The following is a 17,072-nucleotide window of genomic DNA, read 5'->3' as shown; positions in this document are numbered from 1 at the left end:
TCAGCTAAATAAAGGGGGTTTTTCGAATGGGTAAAAAGAACAAATCAAAGCGTTTTATCCAGCAAGGAGCCGATGCTGTTATGAAGCATGATGCAAGATTCCCGTACAGAGGTACATTAGCTGAGGCAGAAAAAGCGAGAAGTAACTCTTCATTTGGAGGGGTTTAAATGGGGAACTTACTATTCCAACAAGCTAGAGACGCTGTTTCAAGTGCCGTTTCTTGTTCAAGTGGCGCTGAACAACAGGAACTCGTTTATAGAGCAAAAAACTCTTTGCACTCTGCTTATGCAAACTCTTCAACTGCTGAAAAAGTTCAGCTACGTGAAATGCAGGAGCAATTGCAAAACATTACGAATTCACATTAAAAAAAGAGGACCAGCTTTGGTCCTCTTTAATCTTTTCTAAACAATCCAAACACACCGACCGTTTGCAGTATATTTGTAAATGCACCTGGGTCCACTTGTTTAATAACCCTCTCTAATTCGTACAACTCGTAACGAGTAATAACAATCATTAACATTTCTTTATTTTCATTTGTATAAGCACCTGTTGCTGGTATAGTTGTAATCCCCCTCACTAAGCGAGAGTGAATCGCTTTTCGCACATCTGCCCCGTTCTTTGTAACAATTAATGCCGTAATCTTCACATGACGGGTATGAATCGCATCAATAATTCTCGTTGATACATACAAAGTGACTAAAGTATATAATGCCTTTTCCCATCCATACACGTAGCCAGCAGCGATAATGATAAGTGCATTAAAGAAGAAAAAATACGTGCCGACAGGCTTATCTTTTATTTTTGATAAAATCATGGCAATAATATCTAGACCACCTGTAGAAGCCCCCCACTTTAAAGCAACCCCTACCCCAATCGCTGAAATAATACCACCAAAAATCGCATTCAATATAATATCGTGCGAAACCGCTCTAACTGGGATAATTTCTAAAAACAAAGTCATAAATACAACACAAAGAAAACTAAAAAATGTAAAGGCCTTCCCAACCTTTTTCCACGCTAAAATAACGACAGGAATATTAAACAAACTAAACAATACCCCCGTAGATATATGAATAGATAAAAAGTCACCTAATATTTGTGACAATAATTGAGACAATCCAGCAAAACCACTCGCATACACTTTCGCTGGTGTTAAAAATAAATTCATCCCAATCGCATTTAATAAACCCGCAATAATTACAACGACTAACTTCTTAATAAGTTCAGTATAATTCAGCTTCAAATCCATTTCTAATCCACCTTTAGTATTCATGAATGCACCGCTATACATAGTCTTTACGAAAAAGGAAATGATAAACATACAACGTTTAGAAATGGAGTTGATACATATGCCACATACTAGCGATAACGACAAAAAAGCACGCGACAATAATGCAAAGCGCACTCAAAAAAATGAACAAGAGCAAAAAAATATTCAGCAAGGAAAACGTGCATATTCTAAGAAAACCGATCACCTTTGATTACATCGTACATCAACGTTAATGTTGATGTACTTTTTTTACATTTTACAGGAAAAAAACATTAAAAATTCACTTCATGTTCACTTCTATATTCTACAATAGCGATAACATATTCGGATGAGGTGTTAGCATGAAAGGAAAAAGTACATTCATTATCACTGCACTAATAAGTATATTAATGCTATCTGCTTGCGGACAAAAAAATGACTCGGCCACAATCGCTACAACAACAAACTCAACCATTACGAAGAGCGATTTCGAAAAACAATTGAAAGATCGATACGGAAAAGACACGCTATACGAAATGGTAGCACAAGATGTTATTACTAAAAAATATAAAGTATCTGATGATGCAGTAGATAAAGAGGTAGAAAAAGCAAAAGTTCAATATGGAGAACAATTCAAAGCAACACTAGAAAATAATCGTTTAAAAGATGAAGAAGATTTCAAAAATCAAATTAAATTCAAACTTGCATTGAATGAAGCGATTAAACAAAGCGTTACAGAAAAAGATGTGAAAGACCACTATAAACCAGAAATTAAAGCTAGTCACATTTTAGTAAGTAACGAAAATGAAGCGAAAGAGATAAAGAAGAAATTAGATACCGGCACTTCATTTGAAGAATTAGCAAAACAAGAATCTCAAGATTTAGCATCAAAAGATAATGGCGGAGACCTCGGATACTTCGGGGCAGGCAAAATGACACCTGAATTTGAAAAAGCTGCCTACAAATTAAAGCCCGGCCAAATTAGCAATCCCGTAAAATCACCAAACGGCTATCACATTATTAAACTAACTGATAAAAAAGATTTACAACCTTACGATAAAGTGAAAGACTCTATACGTAAAGACTTAGAAGAAGAACGTCTTGCCGACCCTTCCTTCGGTCAAAAATTATTACAAGATGAATTAAAAAAGGCGGATATTAAAATAAACGATAGTGACTTGAAAGATACATTTTCTCATCTTTTTGGGAAAGAGAACTAAAAAACGAGGGTGCAAACTTTTTGAACAGTATGCATGATGGTAAATGAGATTGTATCGGCGGTTTTTCGAATATATCGATTTACCGACAAAAATTAACAACATAAAGAAGTAGGCTGCTTGAGCAGCCTACTTCTTTTATTCTTTCATTAATACTTTCAGCTTTTTCTTCAGACTTTTATAATGCCAATTGATGTGATCTAGTTCTATCTCTACTTCAATTAATATATCTATTAAGTCGTCTTTATTTTGCTGAGATTTCATAATATTTTCAAGCAATTTTTCGAATCTTTCACTACTCTCATATATATCATTTAAATCCACCGCTAATATTTCACGTTCTTTTTCAGGGCATACTACGGAAAGACGGTTTATTAATTGTTCTAGTACATTATCTTGCACTTCCGTACCTCCGTTTCAATATCTCATCTATTCTTTCTTAATCTCTTGTAACAAAAGCATACAAAATTCAACTGAAGCTATTAGGGGGCACCATACCCAAAAAAGAAAACTGTACATTTAGACATTAAATTGACGTATTTCAATTTATTCCCTGTACGTTAAGGAATTAGTTTGTATATTTGTGGAGATATACGAGACAGGTGTGAATTTAGGGGAATCCAATATTTTCTATTCAAATATGATAGAATGAAAATATATCCAAAAGGAGGAACAACAAATGAACTCAAACACAAAACAGTTTATTTATGATATCCAGCAAAGAAAGAACAATTATATGGAAAATGTATTAATAGCAATACAACACCCTAAAAAAGAGCAATCTGAACAGGTCATTCAAAATATAGTAGAGAAGATGGATATGATGATTAGTTTAGTTACTACTTATATGAGGATTGAATCAGGATCTACGGAAGAATTAGAAGCACTTCAGGAAGAAATCATTCATGCTCAAGCATATATTCAAAAACGAAAATTTGAAGAAACACAGAGATAAAACCCTGTGTTTTTATTTGATCGTCTATGACGCCAATCTGTTATAAATCAAATTAGATGTAATTTGATCATTGTTTTGGCATAATCCATACAATTTGTTGAATACGTACAATATGCGGCACCTTATCTTCAATGAGCAAATGATCCGGTTCACATTCTTTAACTTTCCTCTTACATTACCTCTTACAGCTTCAATAACCACATGTTTACCAATTACCGATTGTAATGTCTAATATACGTAGGGATTAGGTACACTTACCATATTTTGTTCACTAAAGTCATTTGCCTCTAAAAAGCTCATTCTATAGGACTCCTTTCTAACTTACATTTTTTCTCTTAATATATGATATAAATCTTATAACTATACTAGAAGGATAATTCATTATAAAAAACGAAACTAACATTTTAATAAGGTGCGTTTTCTATTCCTAAATTGCTAAAAAATTATTTATATAAGGTTACTTTTACTAGTTAATAGGTGATGATATAGGGATATTTTGAATGTACATCCAGGTTGTTCCTTTCAAGATATGTATCATTTTAAATACGCGCTTTATTAGAATACTGCTCATACTTTTTTTGAGATTCTTTCGTAATACGTGCGGTAAGTAAAATTGCTAACAATAAAAACACTCCATATTTTCCCCCTGTAGCTCCTATGATAATCACACTACTACAAACAAGTACAATTAATAGGAGAAACGAAACTGAATAAATACGGTCATAATTCTTTGACATCTTTTCGTATTTTATGCGTTCTTTCCTTGCATCCATCTAAATTCCTCCTTTACATTATCCATTTCACTATCAAATAAATCTCGCCCTTAAAAAGGAAACCATATATCGTTTTAAATAATTAGTTTGTTTTTTTAGCAACTAATGTATATAACATGAAAAGAAATCCTACCAATGTTAAGCTTTCCACTATGATAATCCCGACCCTCTCCTTCCTTTTAACCCCAATACATTAGATAAAAGTTATGTATATCCCATATTAGCTGCAGCAAACAAAAAGGATCTTCCCTTCTCGTAAAGGCTGATCCTTTTCTTCGTTCATACAACTATTTTTAGCTATTCTTGATTAATTAGAATAACAGCTGGTCCATCTACACGAATTCCACCAACTTCGATTTTTTCATAAGGCTCAACTGTAATAGAAATGATTCCTTCTCGCTTCTTTAATTCATTACTTAATTCTTTTGTTAACATTTTTTTCATGTGTGCACTCCTTCTTACTGCTTAATTTACTATTGTTATGTAAATAAAATTAAAAATGGTTTCCTGGTCTGGAAACCATTTTTTGTAGTTGACCATATGGTGTTACCAGTTCGTTTATCAATTTTACGTAAAGAAGATAAACAATTACTATTCACTGTCTCAGTAGATGTAAGGAACTCTGAAAGATAGCGGTGAGATTGATTGTATTTTCTTCTAGAAATAATGACTTAGATAGTATATTACCTAAAACAATGAAAGCCCTACCTCTCTTTCATCCTTACGGCTCCTTGTCCGTGCCAGTGTGAATCAGGATTGCAAAAATCAAGTGACTATTTAATCGAGTTATTTGATGAAACTTCGAACGTTCGTAAAAGAAATTTAAAAATAAAAATGGATTAGATTGAAGTAATAACAAAAGAGGTTCCTACTCTAAAAGTGAGTTGAAGAAGTTGAATGTCTTTGAAATGATTTACTTTTAATAATAATCATATTCCCGAAAAATTCAGGATATTTTCGGGGGATGTAATACATTATCTATAATGAACCTTAACAGAAACTTTTTAATTGATTTTCAGTGATCCCTTTAATTAAACCCAGTTCACTAATCAAAAATTCATGTGCGTTATCCAACATTTTTTTTTCGCTTGTATTAAGTGCCTTTTCTTTCTTCATACGCATTAAATCACGTACAACTTCAGCACCTTCTTGTATTTCACCCGTTTTTATTTTGTCCGTGTTCACTTTATACCTTTGTTTCCACGGCAATAATTTATCTGATTCTCCATGCTGAAAAATGTGTATAATGTGTTTTAATGCAAGTATATCAGTAACTGGGCGTATACTCGAACTTAATATTTTACCCATAGGAATCATGACTTGCATATTACTGATTGACATTTTTATAACAAAATACTGTTGTTTTTTCCCTGAGAATTCTTTTTCTTCTATGGCTTCAATTATACCTGCTCCGTGCATTGGATAAACAATGTTATCGCCAATTTGAAACATATAATCCACCTCCATATATGGTAACCTTCTTAACCTTAACATATATGTGATTTTTTATCAAATATTTTATAATATCACAAATTTATTTTTGGAGTCAACTACTTTTTTGATAAAAATTAAATTAAGTAAAAAACACCCCCAAAACAATAGGGAGTGTGTCAGATTCTCAATAAAGGGACGGTCAATTTGCCCATATACATCCTAAAATATCGATTAATTAACATAGATCAGTTTTCCCTTGAAAACGACCAAATCGGTCCCGTATTTTTTTCAATCTTATGTGGTACTCCAAAATCTCAATTCTTGCTTTTTCAGCTAGAGGTGCAATGGGTCGTAAGTCTTTTAACCCCCAATAATCAACTACTACATCAAGTACTTGATCAAAATATTGCAGCGGCCCATAGTTAGCTTCTTTTGCAATTACAGTCATTCTATTTTCAAAATCAGGCATGACAGCACCTGGCATTTTAAAATTCCTAATCACATTGGCAATATGATAGCAATAATTAGGTTCCAATTCCAAATGTGTTCGAATGACGTCTCGATAAAACGCATAATGAAGAGTTTCATCTTTTGCAAGACGGCGTAATAATGTAGCAAGATCTGGATCATGCTTACTTGCAACCTTAGCTACATTATTGTAAAACACCATCGTTGCAAGTTCTTGTAGCGTCGTATATGTCATTGCTTCGATTGGTGTGTGAAAATCGGGCTCAAATCCACCCTCAACGACTGACTTTCTTAATTCATGTAATCGTTTAGGGTTCACACTTCGAGTGAGTAGTAAATATGTCTCCAATAAATTCGAATGTTGATCCTCTTCTGAAGTCCAAGTATGAATAAAGTCTGTAATAACAGAAAGGGACCCTTTAAAAGTCGCAGATAAATACGTTGTAAACCATGGTAAATTCACTTCTGTTAATAAAGCTGTTTCAATGGCCGTAATTACACCAGAAGGAAGAGTAACTTGACTTTCATCCCAAGGAACTCTTTTAAAGTCCATTCCCTTATCCCATGGTAAAAACTCATGATAACCCCAGTCTATCTTCTGCGCTCTTATTTTATGTTGTTCATACAGTTCTTTTAAACGTGGTTCTAATCGGAAATCTAAATCATTTGTTAGCATATATAAGTGCCCCCTTTTTTATCGTAGATAGTCATTCTATTTTTACATTCATTTGTATCCTTAAAAATTTTCTACAAATAAATATTACTTTCCTTTTTTTAAGTCAAATACAACAAATTTTTAACAAACCACTTTAAGAACGCTTTATTTCTATATGATTTTTTTCATATCAAAAGGGAAGCCGTTACATATATTGTCCTTTTTTATAAAAAGGGTTCTAAGGCATACGATATGTTGCTTAGCCTAAATAAAAAAACTATCCTCAACAAATAGAGGATAACATTCATGGATGAAGATACTCGTCATATTGTAAATCTTGGTGAGTATAAAAAGGTGCATATCCATAAAGAATCGTTTTATAATAAAGATTGATAAACAATTTATCTTTCATCCGTTTTCGCTACTTTCTAATTTTGTTATTGGTAGCAAAAACTTAAAAGATTAATGGCGTTTTATACACACTAACAATTTATTTAGATATAAGATATTAGATTAAGAAATTGCAAAATATATACAGTTGATAAGATAGCCTTAAACGACAATCCCCAACAAAATCACTGTACATTGGCTATGATGAGTTAGACCGAATTTTCGGAAACAGTATACAATACAAAGGAAAGAGGCGATAACCATGCAGTCAACGGAATCGTATATGAAGGAAAGACAACGTAGAGAAAAAATAGAAATAATATTTAATCACAGGGTAAAAGGAGAGAGTTATTTTCATGGTTCTTCCTATCAATGGAAAAACATTGTATATCAAAATTATAATAAGATACAACAAAAAGAGTTGGAAATTGAACAAATCATTTCGAAAATGGAAAAATCAGGAGTTCGTTTTACGCAGCACCGCTCGCTCATACACTATCCCATCATTGATTTCGTAAAATATATAGCTAAGATTTATAAGGAAACCCTCGAAACACAATAATCATATTTAAAGGAAACCTTTATAAAGTGTTTATTTTCGAAACTTTGTTAACTAAAAGCCCAAAAACTCATTTTAATATTCTTTTTATTAAAAATATTCTTATTTCTTGTTAGAATAAAAACCATAACGTATTCTAGTTGTTTGTATATCTTCAGATTTTGTGAATTTTATTACACCTTATTTACTTTTTATGTACTTTATAATAAAAAAAAGAATTATCTCTTCTCTTAAAAATTAAGAGAAAAAATAGTTCTTTTTCATTTATCTTATTTCTTAAAGTAAGTCCAGCCTTCTTCTTGGTAAATCTTTTCTTCTTTCATCAGTTTACCAAGTGCACGCTTAAATGCAGCCTTACTCATATTGAAACGTTCTTTAATGTCTTCTGGGTTGCTCTTATCCCAAAACGGCATTGCTCCGCCTCGTTCTTCCATATATGCATAAAGTACTGCTGCATCATCTTCCATTCCTTCTTCTTTACGAGGAAGAAGTGAAATGTTAATTGTACCGTCGTCTTTCACGTCAATAATACGACCTGTTACGCGCTCACCGATGCGGACTTGTTCTTTTCTTTCTGTATGGTGTAAGAAAGCACGGAAATGCTCGTCAGTTAGTATGAATGAACCAACTTGAAGTGAGCGATACACACGTCCATTTACGTTTTTATTACGCATAGATGGCGTTGCATCTACGATAATTTCTTGCATATCACTGTCTCTTGCCGGAAGAGCAATTAAACGATCACGATTCGTTAATTTTAACGTACAATATAATTCGTCGCCTTCCTGAGGCCATACTGGCATATAAATTGGAAACTCATCAAGTGGAATTAGTATATCTTTTGATACACCAATATCAACAAACACACCTAAACTAGGAATAACTTCTACAACCTTTACCCAATTCCAATCATGTGTTGTAATAATTGGTTCCTTCATTGTTGCTGAAATACGATTTTGGTGATCAAGGTATAAGAATACATCAATCGTATCGCCTTCTGCAATTTCTCCAGCTAATTCGTTTTTATGTAGGAAGATTTCTTCCTCTTCGTTTCCAACCATATATCCGATTTCCGTTTCGCGTAAAACAGTTACCTGTTCAATCGATCCTAATTGCAAATACATATTTTTTAATTCCCTTCTATATATATAAAATTATCTTTTTTATCATTCCAAACAAAAGTTAATTATAACACGATTTTTCCTTTATTTGTCCAACTGCCCAAAATTCACTATAATTAAATAAAGACTGTATCTATAGGACTATATTCCCCTACGGATGACCCGTCAAAACACTTAAGTTGCAACACTCTATCTAATCGATGTATTTTCCGCTATACTTTAATATGTATATTACATAGCCTATTTAGGTGCATGAAAAGATAGAAATTTATTTGGAGGTGCTAACTATGGCAAAAGAGAGTTCTTTTGACATCGTTTCGAAAGTAGAATTACCTGAAGTAACAAACGCAATTAACATCGCATTAAAGGAAATCCAAAACCGATATGACTTTAAAGGTAGTAAAAGTGATATTAAATTAGAAAAAGAAGTACTTGTTTTAACTTCTGATGACGAGTTCAAATTAGACCAAGTAAAAGACGTTCTAATTTCTAAACTTGTAAAACGTAACGTTCCAATTAAAAACTTGGACTACGGAAAAGTTGAAACCGCATCTGGTAATACTGTTCGCCAACGTGCAACTCTGCAACAAGGTATCGATAAAGATAACGCGAAAAAAATCAACAACATCATTAAAGAAATGAAATTAAAAGTAAAAACGCAAGTACAAGATGACCAAGTACGCGTAACAGCGAAAAGCCGTGATGACTTACAAGCAGTAATCGCAGCCGTTCGCAGCGTTGACTTACCAATCGACGTACAGTTCATTAACTATCGCTAAAAAGAAACCTCCTCTATTCAGAGGAGGTTTTATACTTATTACGAGCAACAAAATATTGCTTTATCCAATGATTTTTCTGAAATATACACTTTATCATTTTCAATTTTGTATTTAATATTATTTCTCTTAAGAACTTCTGTATCAACAGAATGCACACTATCGCCCCACCGAACAAATTTCCCATCGTCACCGTTGTCCCAAAAATGCAAACTTACGAATACGATAAGAATACATAAACATAAAGCGAACCACTTCTTTTTTCTCAAACATCTCACCTCATCATAAACTATCAATTAAGCGCAAAAGAGAGCCCCCTCATTTCCTCCTCTTTTTAACCGCAATTAAAAAAGCAATAAATAACACGTTCACACCGACTATTAAGGAGATAAACAACCAATTCACACCTGTTTCTTCGCTAACTTTATACACATTCGACTCTTCGCGCTTTAAAACAAGATAAAACTTTCCGTTTTCTTCTCTTATAATTTCGTCTTCTAACAATCCTCTTAACTCTTGTTTTTCACCAATTGTACTTACAGGTAAGGAAACCTTTTTCGTCTCTTTCGTATTATTAATCGCTACTAGTGTTACTTCATCTTTATACTTTCGTTTTAATATACTCATTCCATCTTTATCATATAGAAGTTCAAACGTACCACGTCGTAAAGATGGTCTCGCTTGTCTAAGTTCACCTAGCTTCGTTATGTGCTGCATAAACTTTTCATCAGATTTGAAATCCATTAATCGTCTATTATCTGGAGCATCTCCCCCATCTAATGCGATTTCAGTTCCGTAATAAAAATTCGGTATCCCCGGGGATGTTAATAAGTAAGTGATCGCTAGTTTTAAACGAGACGGCGGGTAATACATATTTTCTTTTGCAATACGTGCAAATCGCTTTGTTTCTTGATTATCTAAAAACGTAGCGAATTCCTCTTCTTTTCCACTCACATCATATAAAGGTTTCACAGACATATCTGCTTTTGAAAATGACTCTACTATTTTTTTATAGTACTCATTATCTTCCTTTGTCATAATGTAAAAATCTTTCTTTACCTTCTGCAAATCCTTTTGCACTTCATCCCAAAAAGCACGCGGCTTTTTTTCACTATGTATCACATAACTTCCGTCTAAATCGACTTCTTTTATCCACCATTTCATCGAGTATATTAATTGTTGTTCATTTTCTTCATACGGAAATTGAAAGACAACTTTCATTCCTTTTTTGTGAGCCTCATTTACAAGTTCTTTCACATCATTTTCTGTTCCGAAATGTTCATTTACTTTTCGAAAATTTCGAACGCTTAATCCATCATACTTTTCACTTTCAAAAAGCGGCGAAAGCATAATAGTAGTAAATCCCATTTCTTTTATGTAGTCCAATCTTTTTATAATCCCACGTATATCTCCGCCCTGATACCCTTCTAAATTACCAACGTCTAACTGTTTGTCATTTTTCGATTCTCCGTTATTAAAGCGATCAATCATAATGGAATATATAACTTCATCTCGCCATTCCCTTTTTTCTTCCGCAAAAGTATGTACTGGTACAAACAAAATAACAGCTAAACAAAAACAAATGAATAGTTCCTTAGTCCATATTTTTTTCACACGCATCCCCCAAACTTACAATTGTAAGAATATTATACCAATTTTTAGAGCAAATCGCATACGTTGATTTTATCCCCAAAAAATACATCATGTTAGGTTTTCTAACATCCCCTAAAAAGTTTTCTGAATTTTTAGTTGATTTTTCTTTTTATTTCGAATATGATATGAAACATAACATACAGATGTTATGTTTTCTAACATCATAGGGGGAGAGAGAATGAATACGGGAGATACAGTTTTTATTTTTGTAACGACAGTAATGGTCATGTTGATGACACCAGGATTGGCACTTTTTTATGGGGGTATGGTTCGCAGTAAAAACGTACTCAGCACGACAATGCACAGTTATAGCGCAATGGCTATCGTTTCGATTCAATGGATTGTTATCGGTTATTCTTTATCATTCGGGCCAGATTGGCACGGACTTATCGGCAATCTCGATTGGTTCGGTCTAAACGGAGTTACCTACGCACCAAACCCAGACTACTCATCTACTATTCCTCACAATTTATTTATGATGTTCCAACTCATGTTCGCTATTTTAACTCCCGCTTTAATTTCAGGGGCATTCGCCGAAAGAATGCGATTTTCTGCCTTTCTTATTTTTATCCTTCTTTGGACAACAATCGTTTACAATCCTGTTGCTCATTGGGTATGGGGCGTTGGCGGATGGCTGAGAGAACTCGGCGCATTAGACTTCGCTGGCGGTAATGTCGTTCATATCACATCTGGCGTTGCCGGTCTTGTATTAGCTATCTTCCTAGGAAAACGAAAAAACATAAGCGGCACCTCCCCTCATCATTTACCATTTACAATGTTAGGCGCAGGCTTACTCTGGTTCGGCTGGTTCGGTTTCAACGTCGGTAGTGCATTATCTTTAAATGACGTAGCTTTAACTGCATTTATTAATACAAATATAGCCGCCGCTGCCTCAGCTCTAACTTGGATGCTTTCTGAATGGTTCTTCCAATCAAAACCGACTGCGATGGGAGCTGCTTCCGGGGTTGTTTCTGGTTTAGTCGCAATTACGCCGGCTTGTGGATTCGTTACACCTTTCTCCGCTCTTCTTATCGGAGCAATCGGCGGTATATTATGCTTCGGAGCTGTCTTCTTCTTAAAAAACAAATTCGGATACGACGATACACTCGATGCATTTGGATGCCACGGCATTGGAGGAACTTGGGGCGGTATTGCAACTGGACTATTTGCTACTACTACTATAAATAGCGATGGTGCTAACGGATTATTTTACGAAAACGCCACTCTCCTTTTCAAACAACTTGTAGCAATCGGAGCAACATATGCATTCACAATCATAATGACGTACGCCATTATTAAGGCTATTAACTTCTTCCTTCCTGTTCGCGTCGATGAGCACGAAGAACAAATGGGGCTTGATATTTCGATGCACGGGGAGAAAGCTTATGAGTATACAGAGCGAGTAAATTAAAAAAGAGATGCAATCTATTAATAGTAGATTGCATCTCTTTTATCGCACTGATTAGATTAGCATACCCCACCCTGTATTCCCATAAATATATCGATCGTTTCTTTCAATATATCGATTTACCGACGAATTCCGACATAGCTAAAACGCAAAATACCCTGCATGATTTTACACAAAAAAGACGACCGTTTAACAGTCGTCTTTTCCTATTTACTTCGGAACATTCCCTACATACTGCGTAATATCAACATTTAACGCCCCTGCTAAACGCATTCCGTAGTCATGATCCGCGCGGAAGAAGTTGCAAATAGCTAGTAATTTTGTTTGCTCATTTACGCCTTTTAAGTCGTTTGTTAAGTTCGCAATTAAGTTGTCTTGCTCTTCTTTAGAGAATGAACGGTAACGCTCACCCGCTTGTTTGAAGTCATTTGGTTTTTCAATTTTTTCACGAGATACATAGCCTTCTACTTTCATAGTTGAATCGCGGTAAGCCGGATCTTCCACTGGATTTTCAGTATGACGGCTCGGTTCGTAGTTTATTGTAGATGGGTTTTGATCCACTTGCATCGCACCATCACGTTGTTGATTACGAACAGCTGCGTATGGGCAGTTTACAGGAATTTGTAAATAGTTTGCACCAAGGCGGTAACGCTGTGTATCTGGGTAAGAGAATAAACGACCTTGTAATAATTTATCTTCAGATGGTTCAATACCATTTACAGTTGCACTTGGAGAGAACGCCACTTGTTCTACTTCCGCAAAGAAGTTTTTCGGGTTACGATTTAACGTCATCGTCCCTACTTCAATTAATGGGAAACGATCTTCTGGCCATACTTTCGTTGGATCTAGTGGATCGAAGTCTAAAGAGTCCGTTTCATCTAGTTGCATTACTTGTACGTGTAAATCCCATTTCGGATAGTTTCCTTTTTCGATTGCATCGAATAAATCACGAGTTGCATGATTGAAGTCTTTCCCTTGCACTTCTTGCACTTCTTTCGCACTTAAATTACGTACACCTTGCTGTGGCTTCCAATGATATTTAATGTAAACAATTTTACCTTCTGCATTAATCCATTTAAATGAATGTACGCCGAATCCTTCCATTTCACGGTAGTTTGCCGGTGTACCATAATCAGAAAATACCCACGTCATCATATGTGTAGATTCTGGAGTTAACGTCATGAAATCCCAGTAACGATCTGGTGTTTGAACATTTGTATCAGGTGCTGGCTTTAATGAATGCACCATGTCAGGGAATTTAATTGCATCACGAATGAAGAAAACTGGTAAATGGTTACCTACGATATCATAGTTTCCTTCTTCTGTATAAAATTTAACAGCGAACCCACGCGGATCACGAGCTGTCTCTGGAGAACCTTGACCATGAATAACCGTTGAGAAACGAACGAATACAGGTGTTTCAGTTCCTTCATTTTGTAAAAACGCTGCTTTCGTATATTGCTGCATGCTGTTTTTCGTTACGAATACACCGTGAGCACCTGCACCACGTGCATGCACAACACGCTCAGGAATACGTTCACGATCAAAGTGAGCAAGTTTTTCTACTAAATGATAGTCTTCTAACAATACTGGTCCACGGCGACCAGCTGTACGAGAGTTTTGGTTATCTCCAACTGGAGCACCTTGGTTTGTTGTTAAGCGCTTATTTGGATTCATCAAGGGTGATCCTCCTCTTTCCTTCATAGTAATTATTATTTATTTAAAATTATTATAAACTAATTATTATTCAAAATTAAATCCTTGTCAACTATTTCCTTCATTTTTTTGGAAACAATTTCAGCTAAACAATCAATAAATACAGATTGTGAATTGGGCATATTTAGTCTAAAATATGCGGCATTTAATTCATCAGTTACAACTTTACATTCATAATCGGTGTCATATAAAGTGAAACTTTAATCAGTGGGGGGTTGTTCATCCCACACTGATTATTAGTTGAACCAATCGGGCATTTACGGGCAGTTGATCTCCCACATAACTTCTTTGCTCCAGCTGAATTTTGAGGTGGCAGTTTTACTGCCCGTTAATGCGGGATAAAACTCCTAAATCGAGCAATGTGTTTTAAACCTAAGTAACAAACAAATTCATGCTCTGTAAACATTTTATTCATTGAATCTGTTAATTTATGCGCCTGCTCTTTCATTATTTTCCCAAGCGGTGAAATTCCACCAATTGCTTTATACCGTCCGATTAAATTTTGGAGCGCTTCTTCAGATGGCTTACGGCCATGACGAATGTGAGTATAATAAGCTTCTACATCATCTAATGACCCCGGTGTTCCATATGCCATTACAAGCAAACCTATTTTCTTCTTCGTCATCTATATAGCACCTCAATTTTGGAAATGAGAATCTTTTTCAAGAACATTTGTTTCCAATTATAACAAGCGATAATAAGTACGTCAAAATAATAATTCTAAATAAGTATTGTTTATAATATGATTTCGAATTTTATATGACAATTTATTTAAGAAAAAGAGCGGCTCACATAAATATAAGCCGCTCTTTCCCTATTCCTTAATATTTACCCCATACTCTTTAAACCAAACATGAATTTGCGCTAAATGAGCTAAAAGCTGCGGCCCAGTCATTAATTGACCAAACCATGGTTTTTGAAATGCACTGCCCCCAGACTCGATCAATCCGCTCAATTGCTCCTTATCGAACAATTCATGCAAAATTGAGCCTTTATCCGTTAATAAATCTTGGAGCCATACTGTTACTGCTTTTGTATAGTGCGGGTTATGCGTTTTCGGATACGGACTTTTCTTTCTATACAATATATCATTTGGAAGTAATCCTTCTAAAGCCTTACGCAATAGACCTTTTTCGCGGTTTTTATACATTTTCATTTCCCAAGGAATATTCCACGCATATTCGACAAGTCGGTGGTCCGCAAATGGAACGCGTACTTCTAAGCTTGCCCCCATACTCATACGGTCTTTTCTGTCTAATAATGTTGTCATAAACCATACCATGTTTAAATAAAATAATTGTCGTCTCTTCGCTTCTAATGGGCTTTCTCCCTCTAAAATAGGAACTTCTTGAATGGATTCTTCATAGCGTTGTTGTACATATTGTTGTAAATTTAATTTATTTCTCCATTCTTTCTTCAGAAGTTGTTCACGCGCTTCTGTAGAACGCATCCACGGAAATGCACTTGATTGTAAATCATCTTCTCTATAAAACCACGGATAACCTCCGAATATTTCATCTGCACATTCTCCAGATAGACCGACGACAAAATCTTGTTTTATTTCACGGCAAAACCATAATAATGAAGAATCAATATCTGCCATACCAGGCAAATCGCGAACGAGTACTGCTTCTGTTAAATACTGTGCTAGTTGTTCATTAGAAATGACGCAGCGATGATGAATTGTTTGAAATGTCTCTGTCATTAAATTAATAAATGGTGCATCTGAATTTGGCTGAAACGCATTCGCTTTAAAATATTTGTCGTTATCTTCATAGTCAACAGAATACGTGTGCAATTGACCTTTCCCTGATCTTTCATACTCTTTCGCGGCAATTGCTGTGATAGCACTTGAATCTACACCTCCTGATAAAAAAGTGCATAGTGGTACGTCAGAAACTAATTGTCTCGTAATCGCATCTTGTAATAAAAAACGAGTTTTCTCTACTGTTTCTTCAAATGAATCTTCATGTTTTTTACTTTCTACATTCCAATATCTCCATATGCATAAACCGTCTTTTGAGAACGTCATTGCATGACCCGGACGCAGTTCTTGAATACCAGCATATACACCGTGACCAGGCGTTCTAGATGGTCCGAGGCCAAATATTTCTGACAACCCTTCTAACGTTACTTCCGCCTTCACATCTGGATGCGCTAGTATCGCTTTTAACTCTGAACCAAATAATAATCGTCCACTATCATATTTATAAAAAAGCGGTTTTACACCTAATCGATCTCTGGCAATAAAGACTCGTTCATTTTTCTCATCCCATACTGCAAACGCATATATACCGTTTAAATGATCGACACATTCTTCTTTCCATTCAATATAAGATGCCAATAGTACTTCTGTATCGGAATGCCCTTTAAATGTATAACCTCTTCTTAATAACTCTTTGCGAATATCTTCTGTATTGTAGAGCTCTCCGTTATAGCAAATCGCATAACTCGTTTCGTCTTTTAAACAAGTCATGGGTTGTTTACCACCTTCAGGATCTACAACGATTAACCGTTTATGCCCAAATGCGACGTTCCCTTTAATCCAAACTTTATTATCATCTGGACCGCGTTTCGCTAGCGTTTCCGCCATCTTCGTCACGATGTCCCTTTCCCCTTCTAATGAGCGTTTATAATCCACCCATCCTGTAATCCCGCACATAAGAATCATCCTTCCTAATCTAATATCTGTTTCTGA

The 17,072-nt window shown here is 35.0% G+C and carries 19 protein-coding genes and 3 pseudogenes; 8 read left to right on the top strand and 14 right to left on the bottom strand.

What is annotated here, in order from left to right:
• The first annotated feature begins 26 nt into the window (after positions 1 to 26).
• Together QCI77_RS05970 and QCI77_RS05965 are read left to right on the top strand one after the other, a co-directional pair.
• A complete protein-coding gene (locus QCI77_RS05970) occupies positions 27 to 167 on the top strand; it encodes a hypothetical protein (RefSeq protein WP_000516816.1) in 141 nt (46 codons plus the stop codon).
• Positions 168 to 365 (top strand): DUF3813 domain-containing protein, encoded by a 198-nt coding sequence (locus QCI77_RS05965; RefSeq protein ID WP_002011309.1) that lies wholly within the window; start codon positions 168 to 170, stop codon positions 363 to 365. It begins immediately after the preceding gene.
• Positions 366 to 391: 26 nt separating this feature from the next.
• Here QCI77_RS05965 and QCI77_RS05960 read toward each other — a convergent pair whose 3' ends face one another.
• Complete coding sequence (locus tag QCI77_RS05960) at positions 392 to 1,249, bottom strand: YitT family protein (RefSeq protein ID WP_002125914.1); 858 nt, start codon at positions 1,247 to 1,249, stop codon at positions 392 to 394.
• 100 nt (positions 1,250 to 1,349) lie between these two features.
• Here QCI77_RS05960 and QCI77_RS05955 point away from each other — a divergent pair, with 100 nt between their 5' ends.
• Both QCI77_RS05955 and prsA read left to right on the top strand, forming a co-directional pair.
• Positions 1,350 to 1,481, top strand: coding sequence for a DUF3941 domain-containing protein (locus QCI77_RS05955; RefSeq protein WP_001120851.1), 132 nt, complete (start codon positions 1,350 to 1,352; stop codon positions 1,479 to 1,481).
• A 130-nt stretch (positions 1,482 to 1,611) separates the two neighbouring features.
• Positions 1,612 to 2,469, top strand: coding sequence for a peptidylprolyl isomerase PrsA (gene prsA, locus QCI77_RS05950; RefSeq protein ID WP_353824652.1), 858 nt, complete (start codon positions 1,612 to 1,614; stop codon positions 2,467 to 2,469).
• A gap of 135 nt (positions 2,470 to 2,604) precedes the next feature.
• Here prsA and QCI77_RS05945 read toward each other — a convergent pair whose 3' ends face one another.
• On the bottom strand, positions 2,605 to 2,868 hold the full coding sequence (locus QCI77_RS05945) for a hypothetical protein (RefSeq protein ID WP_044437763.1): 264 nt from the start codon (positions 2,866 to 2,868) through the stop codon (positions 2,605 to 2,607).
• A gap of 277 nt (positions 2,869 to 3,145) precedes the next feature.
• On the opposite strand from QCI77_RS05945, the gene QCI77_RS05940 reads away from it, so the two are divergent.
• A complete protein-coding gene (locus QCI77_RS05940; RefSeq protein ID WP_002166150.1) occupies positions 3,146 to 3,421 on the top strand; it encodes a hypothetical protein in 276 nt (91 codons plus the stop codon).
• A gap of 67 nt (positions 3,422 to 3,488) precedes the next feature.
• Here the strand turns inward: QCI77_RS05940 and QCI77_RS05935 are convergent.
• From QCI77_RS05935 to QCI77_RS05915, 5 genes and pseudogenes are all read right to left on the bottom strand, one after another.
• Positions 3,489 to 3,721, bottom strand: a pseudogene (locus QCI77_RS05935) (YuzF family protein).
• A gap of 239 nt (positions 3,722 to 3,960) precedes the next feature.
• Positions 3,961 to 4,194 carry a hypothetical protein gene (locus QCI77_RS05930; protein ID WP_044437760.1) on the bottom strand — a complete coding sequence of 78 codons (234 nt, stop codon included), beginning with the start codon at positions 4,192 to 4,194 and terminating at the stop codon, positions 3,961 to 3,963.
• Positions 4,195 to 4,491: 297 nt separating this feature from the next.
• Positions 4,492 to 4,638: a BC1881 family protein gene (locus tag QCI77_RS05925; protein WP_000738547.1), complete on the bottom strand. Its 147-nt coding sequence runs from the start codon at positions 4,636 to 4,638 to the stop codon at positions 4,492 to 4,494.
• A 546-nt stretch (positions 4,639 to 5,184) separates the two neighbouring features.
• Positions 5,185 to 5,646, bottom strand: coding sequence for a CarD family transcriptional regulator (locus tag QCI77_RS05920; RefSeq protein WP_002130368.1), 462 nt, complete (start codon positions 5,644 to 5,646; stop codon positions 5,185 to 5,187).
• Between the two features lie 217 nt (positions 5,647 to 5,863).
• A complete protein-coding gene (locus QCI77_RS05915) occupies positions 5,864 to 6,772 on the bottom strand; it encodes an acyl-ACP desaturase (RefSeq protein WP_002065481.1) in 909 nt (302 codons plus the stop codon).
• A 631-nt stretch (positions 6,773 to 7,403) separates the two neighbouring features.
• On the opposite strand from QCI77_RS05915, the gene QCI77_RS05910 reads away from it, so the two are divergent.
• Positions 7,404 to 7,703 carry a hypothetical protein gene (locus QCI77_RS05910; RefSeq protein WP_002030282.1) on the top strand — a complete coding sequence of 100 codons (300 nt, stop codon included), beginning with the start codon at positions 7,404 to 7,406 and terminating at the stop codon, positions 7,701 to 7,703.
• A 266-nt stretch (positions 7,704 to 7,969) separates the two neighbouring features.
• Here the strand turns inward: QCI77_RS05910 and QCI77_RS05905 are convergent, their stop codons facing one another.
• Positions 7,970 to 8,824 (bottom strand): CvfB family protein, encoded by an 855-nt coding sequence (locus QCI77_RS05905; RefSeq protein WP_002011240.1) that lies wholly within the window; start codon positions 8,822 to 8,824, stop codon positions 7,970 to 7,972.
• 284 nt (positions 8,825 to 9,108) lie between these two features.
• Between QCI77_RS05905 and QCI77_RS05900 the strand changes: the two genes are divergently transcribed.
• The gene (locus QCI77_RS05900; RefSeq protein ID WP_002030284.1) at positions 9,109 to 9,600 is read left to right on the top strand and encodes a YajQ family cyclic di-GMP-binding protein; all 492 of its coding nucleotides are present in this window, start codon (positions 9,109 to 9,111) and stop codon (positions 9,598 to 9,600) included.
• Between the two features lie 38 nt (positions 9,601 to 9,638).
• On the opposite strand, the gene QCI77_RS05895 is transcribed toward QCI77_RS05900, so the two are convergent.
• Positions 9,639 to 9,866 (bottom strand): hypothetical protein, encoded by a 228-nt coding sequence (locus QCI77_RS05895; protein ID WP_113734017.1) that lies wholly within the window; start codon positions 9,864 to 9,866, stop codon positions 9,639 to 9,641.
• 49 nt (positions 9,867 to 9,915) lie between these two features.
• Entirely contained in the window at positions 9,916 to 11,217 is a 1,302-nt protein-coding gene (locus QCI77_RS05890; protein ID WP_113734014.1) for an alpha-amylase family glycosyl hydrolase, read from the bottom strand.
• Positions 11,218 to 11,428: 211 nt separating this feature from the next.
• Between QCI77_RS05890 and QCI77_RS05885 the strand changes: the two genes are divergently transcribed.
• A complete protein-coding gene (locus QCI77_RS05885) occupies positions 11,429 to 12,661 on the top strand; it encodes an ammonium transporter (RefSeq protein WP_113769121.1) in 1,233 nt (410 codons plus the stop codon).
• Positions 12,662 to 12,868: 207 nt separating this feature from the next.
• Here QCI77_RS05885 and katB read toward each other — a convergent pair whose 3' ends face one another.
• The 4 genes and pseudogenes from katB to asnB form a co-directional block, all read right to left on the bottom strand.
• Positions 12,869 to 14,335 (bottom strand): catalase KatB, encoded by a 1,467-nt coding sequence (gene katB / locus QCI77_RS05880; protein WP_060749455.1) that lies wholly within the window; start codon positions 14,333 to 14,335, stop codon positions 12,869 to 12,871.
• 59 nt (positions 14,336 to 14,394) lie between these two features.
• Positions 14,395 to 14,565: pseudogene (locus QCI77_RS05875) on the bottom strand (ferrochelatase); the annotation flags it as partial.
• A gap of 158 nt (positions 14,566 to 14,723) precedes the next feature.
• A pseudogene (locus QCI77_RS05870) lies at positions 14,724 to 14,999 on the bottom strand (ferrochelatase); the annotation flags it as partial.
• Positions 15,000 to 15,188: 189 nt separating this feature from the next.
• Complete coding sequence (asnB, locus tag QCI77_RS05865; protein ID WP_044437751.1) at positions 15,189 to 17,036, bottom strand: asparagine synthase (glutamine-hydrolyzing); 1,848 nt, start codon at positions 17,034 to 17,036, stop codon at positions 15,189 to 15,191.
• Positions 17,037 to 17,072 lie beyond the last annotated feature (36 nt).

Source organism: Bacillus cereus group sp. MG9, from assembly GCF_040459995.1.
GTDB lineage: Bacteria > Bacillota > Bacilli > Bacillales > Bacillaceae_G > Bacillus_A > Bacillus_A mycoides.
The sequence above is the reverse complement of the archived record's forward strand: the minus strand, read 5'-3'. Positions and strand labels throughout refer to the sequence as shown.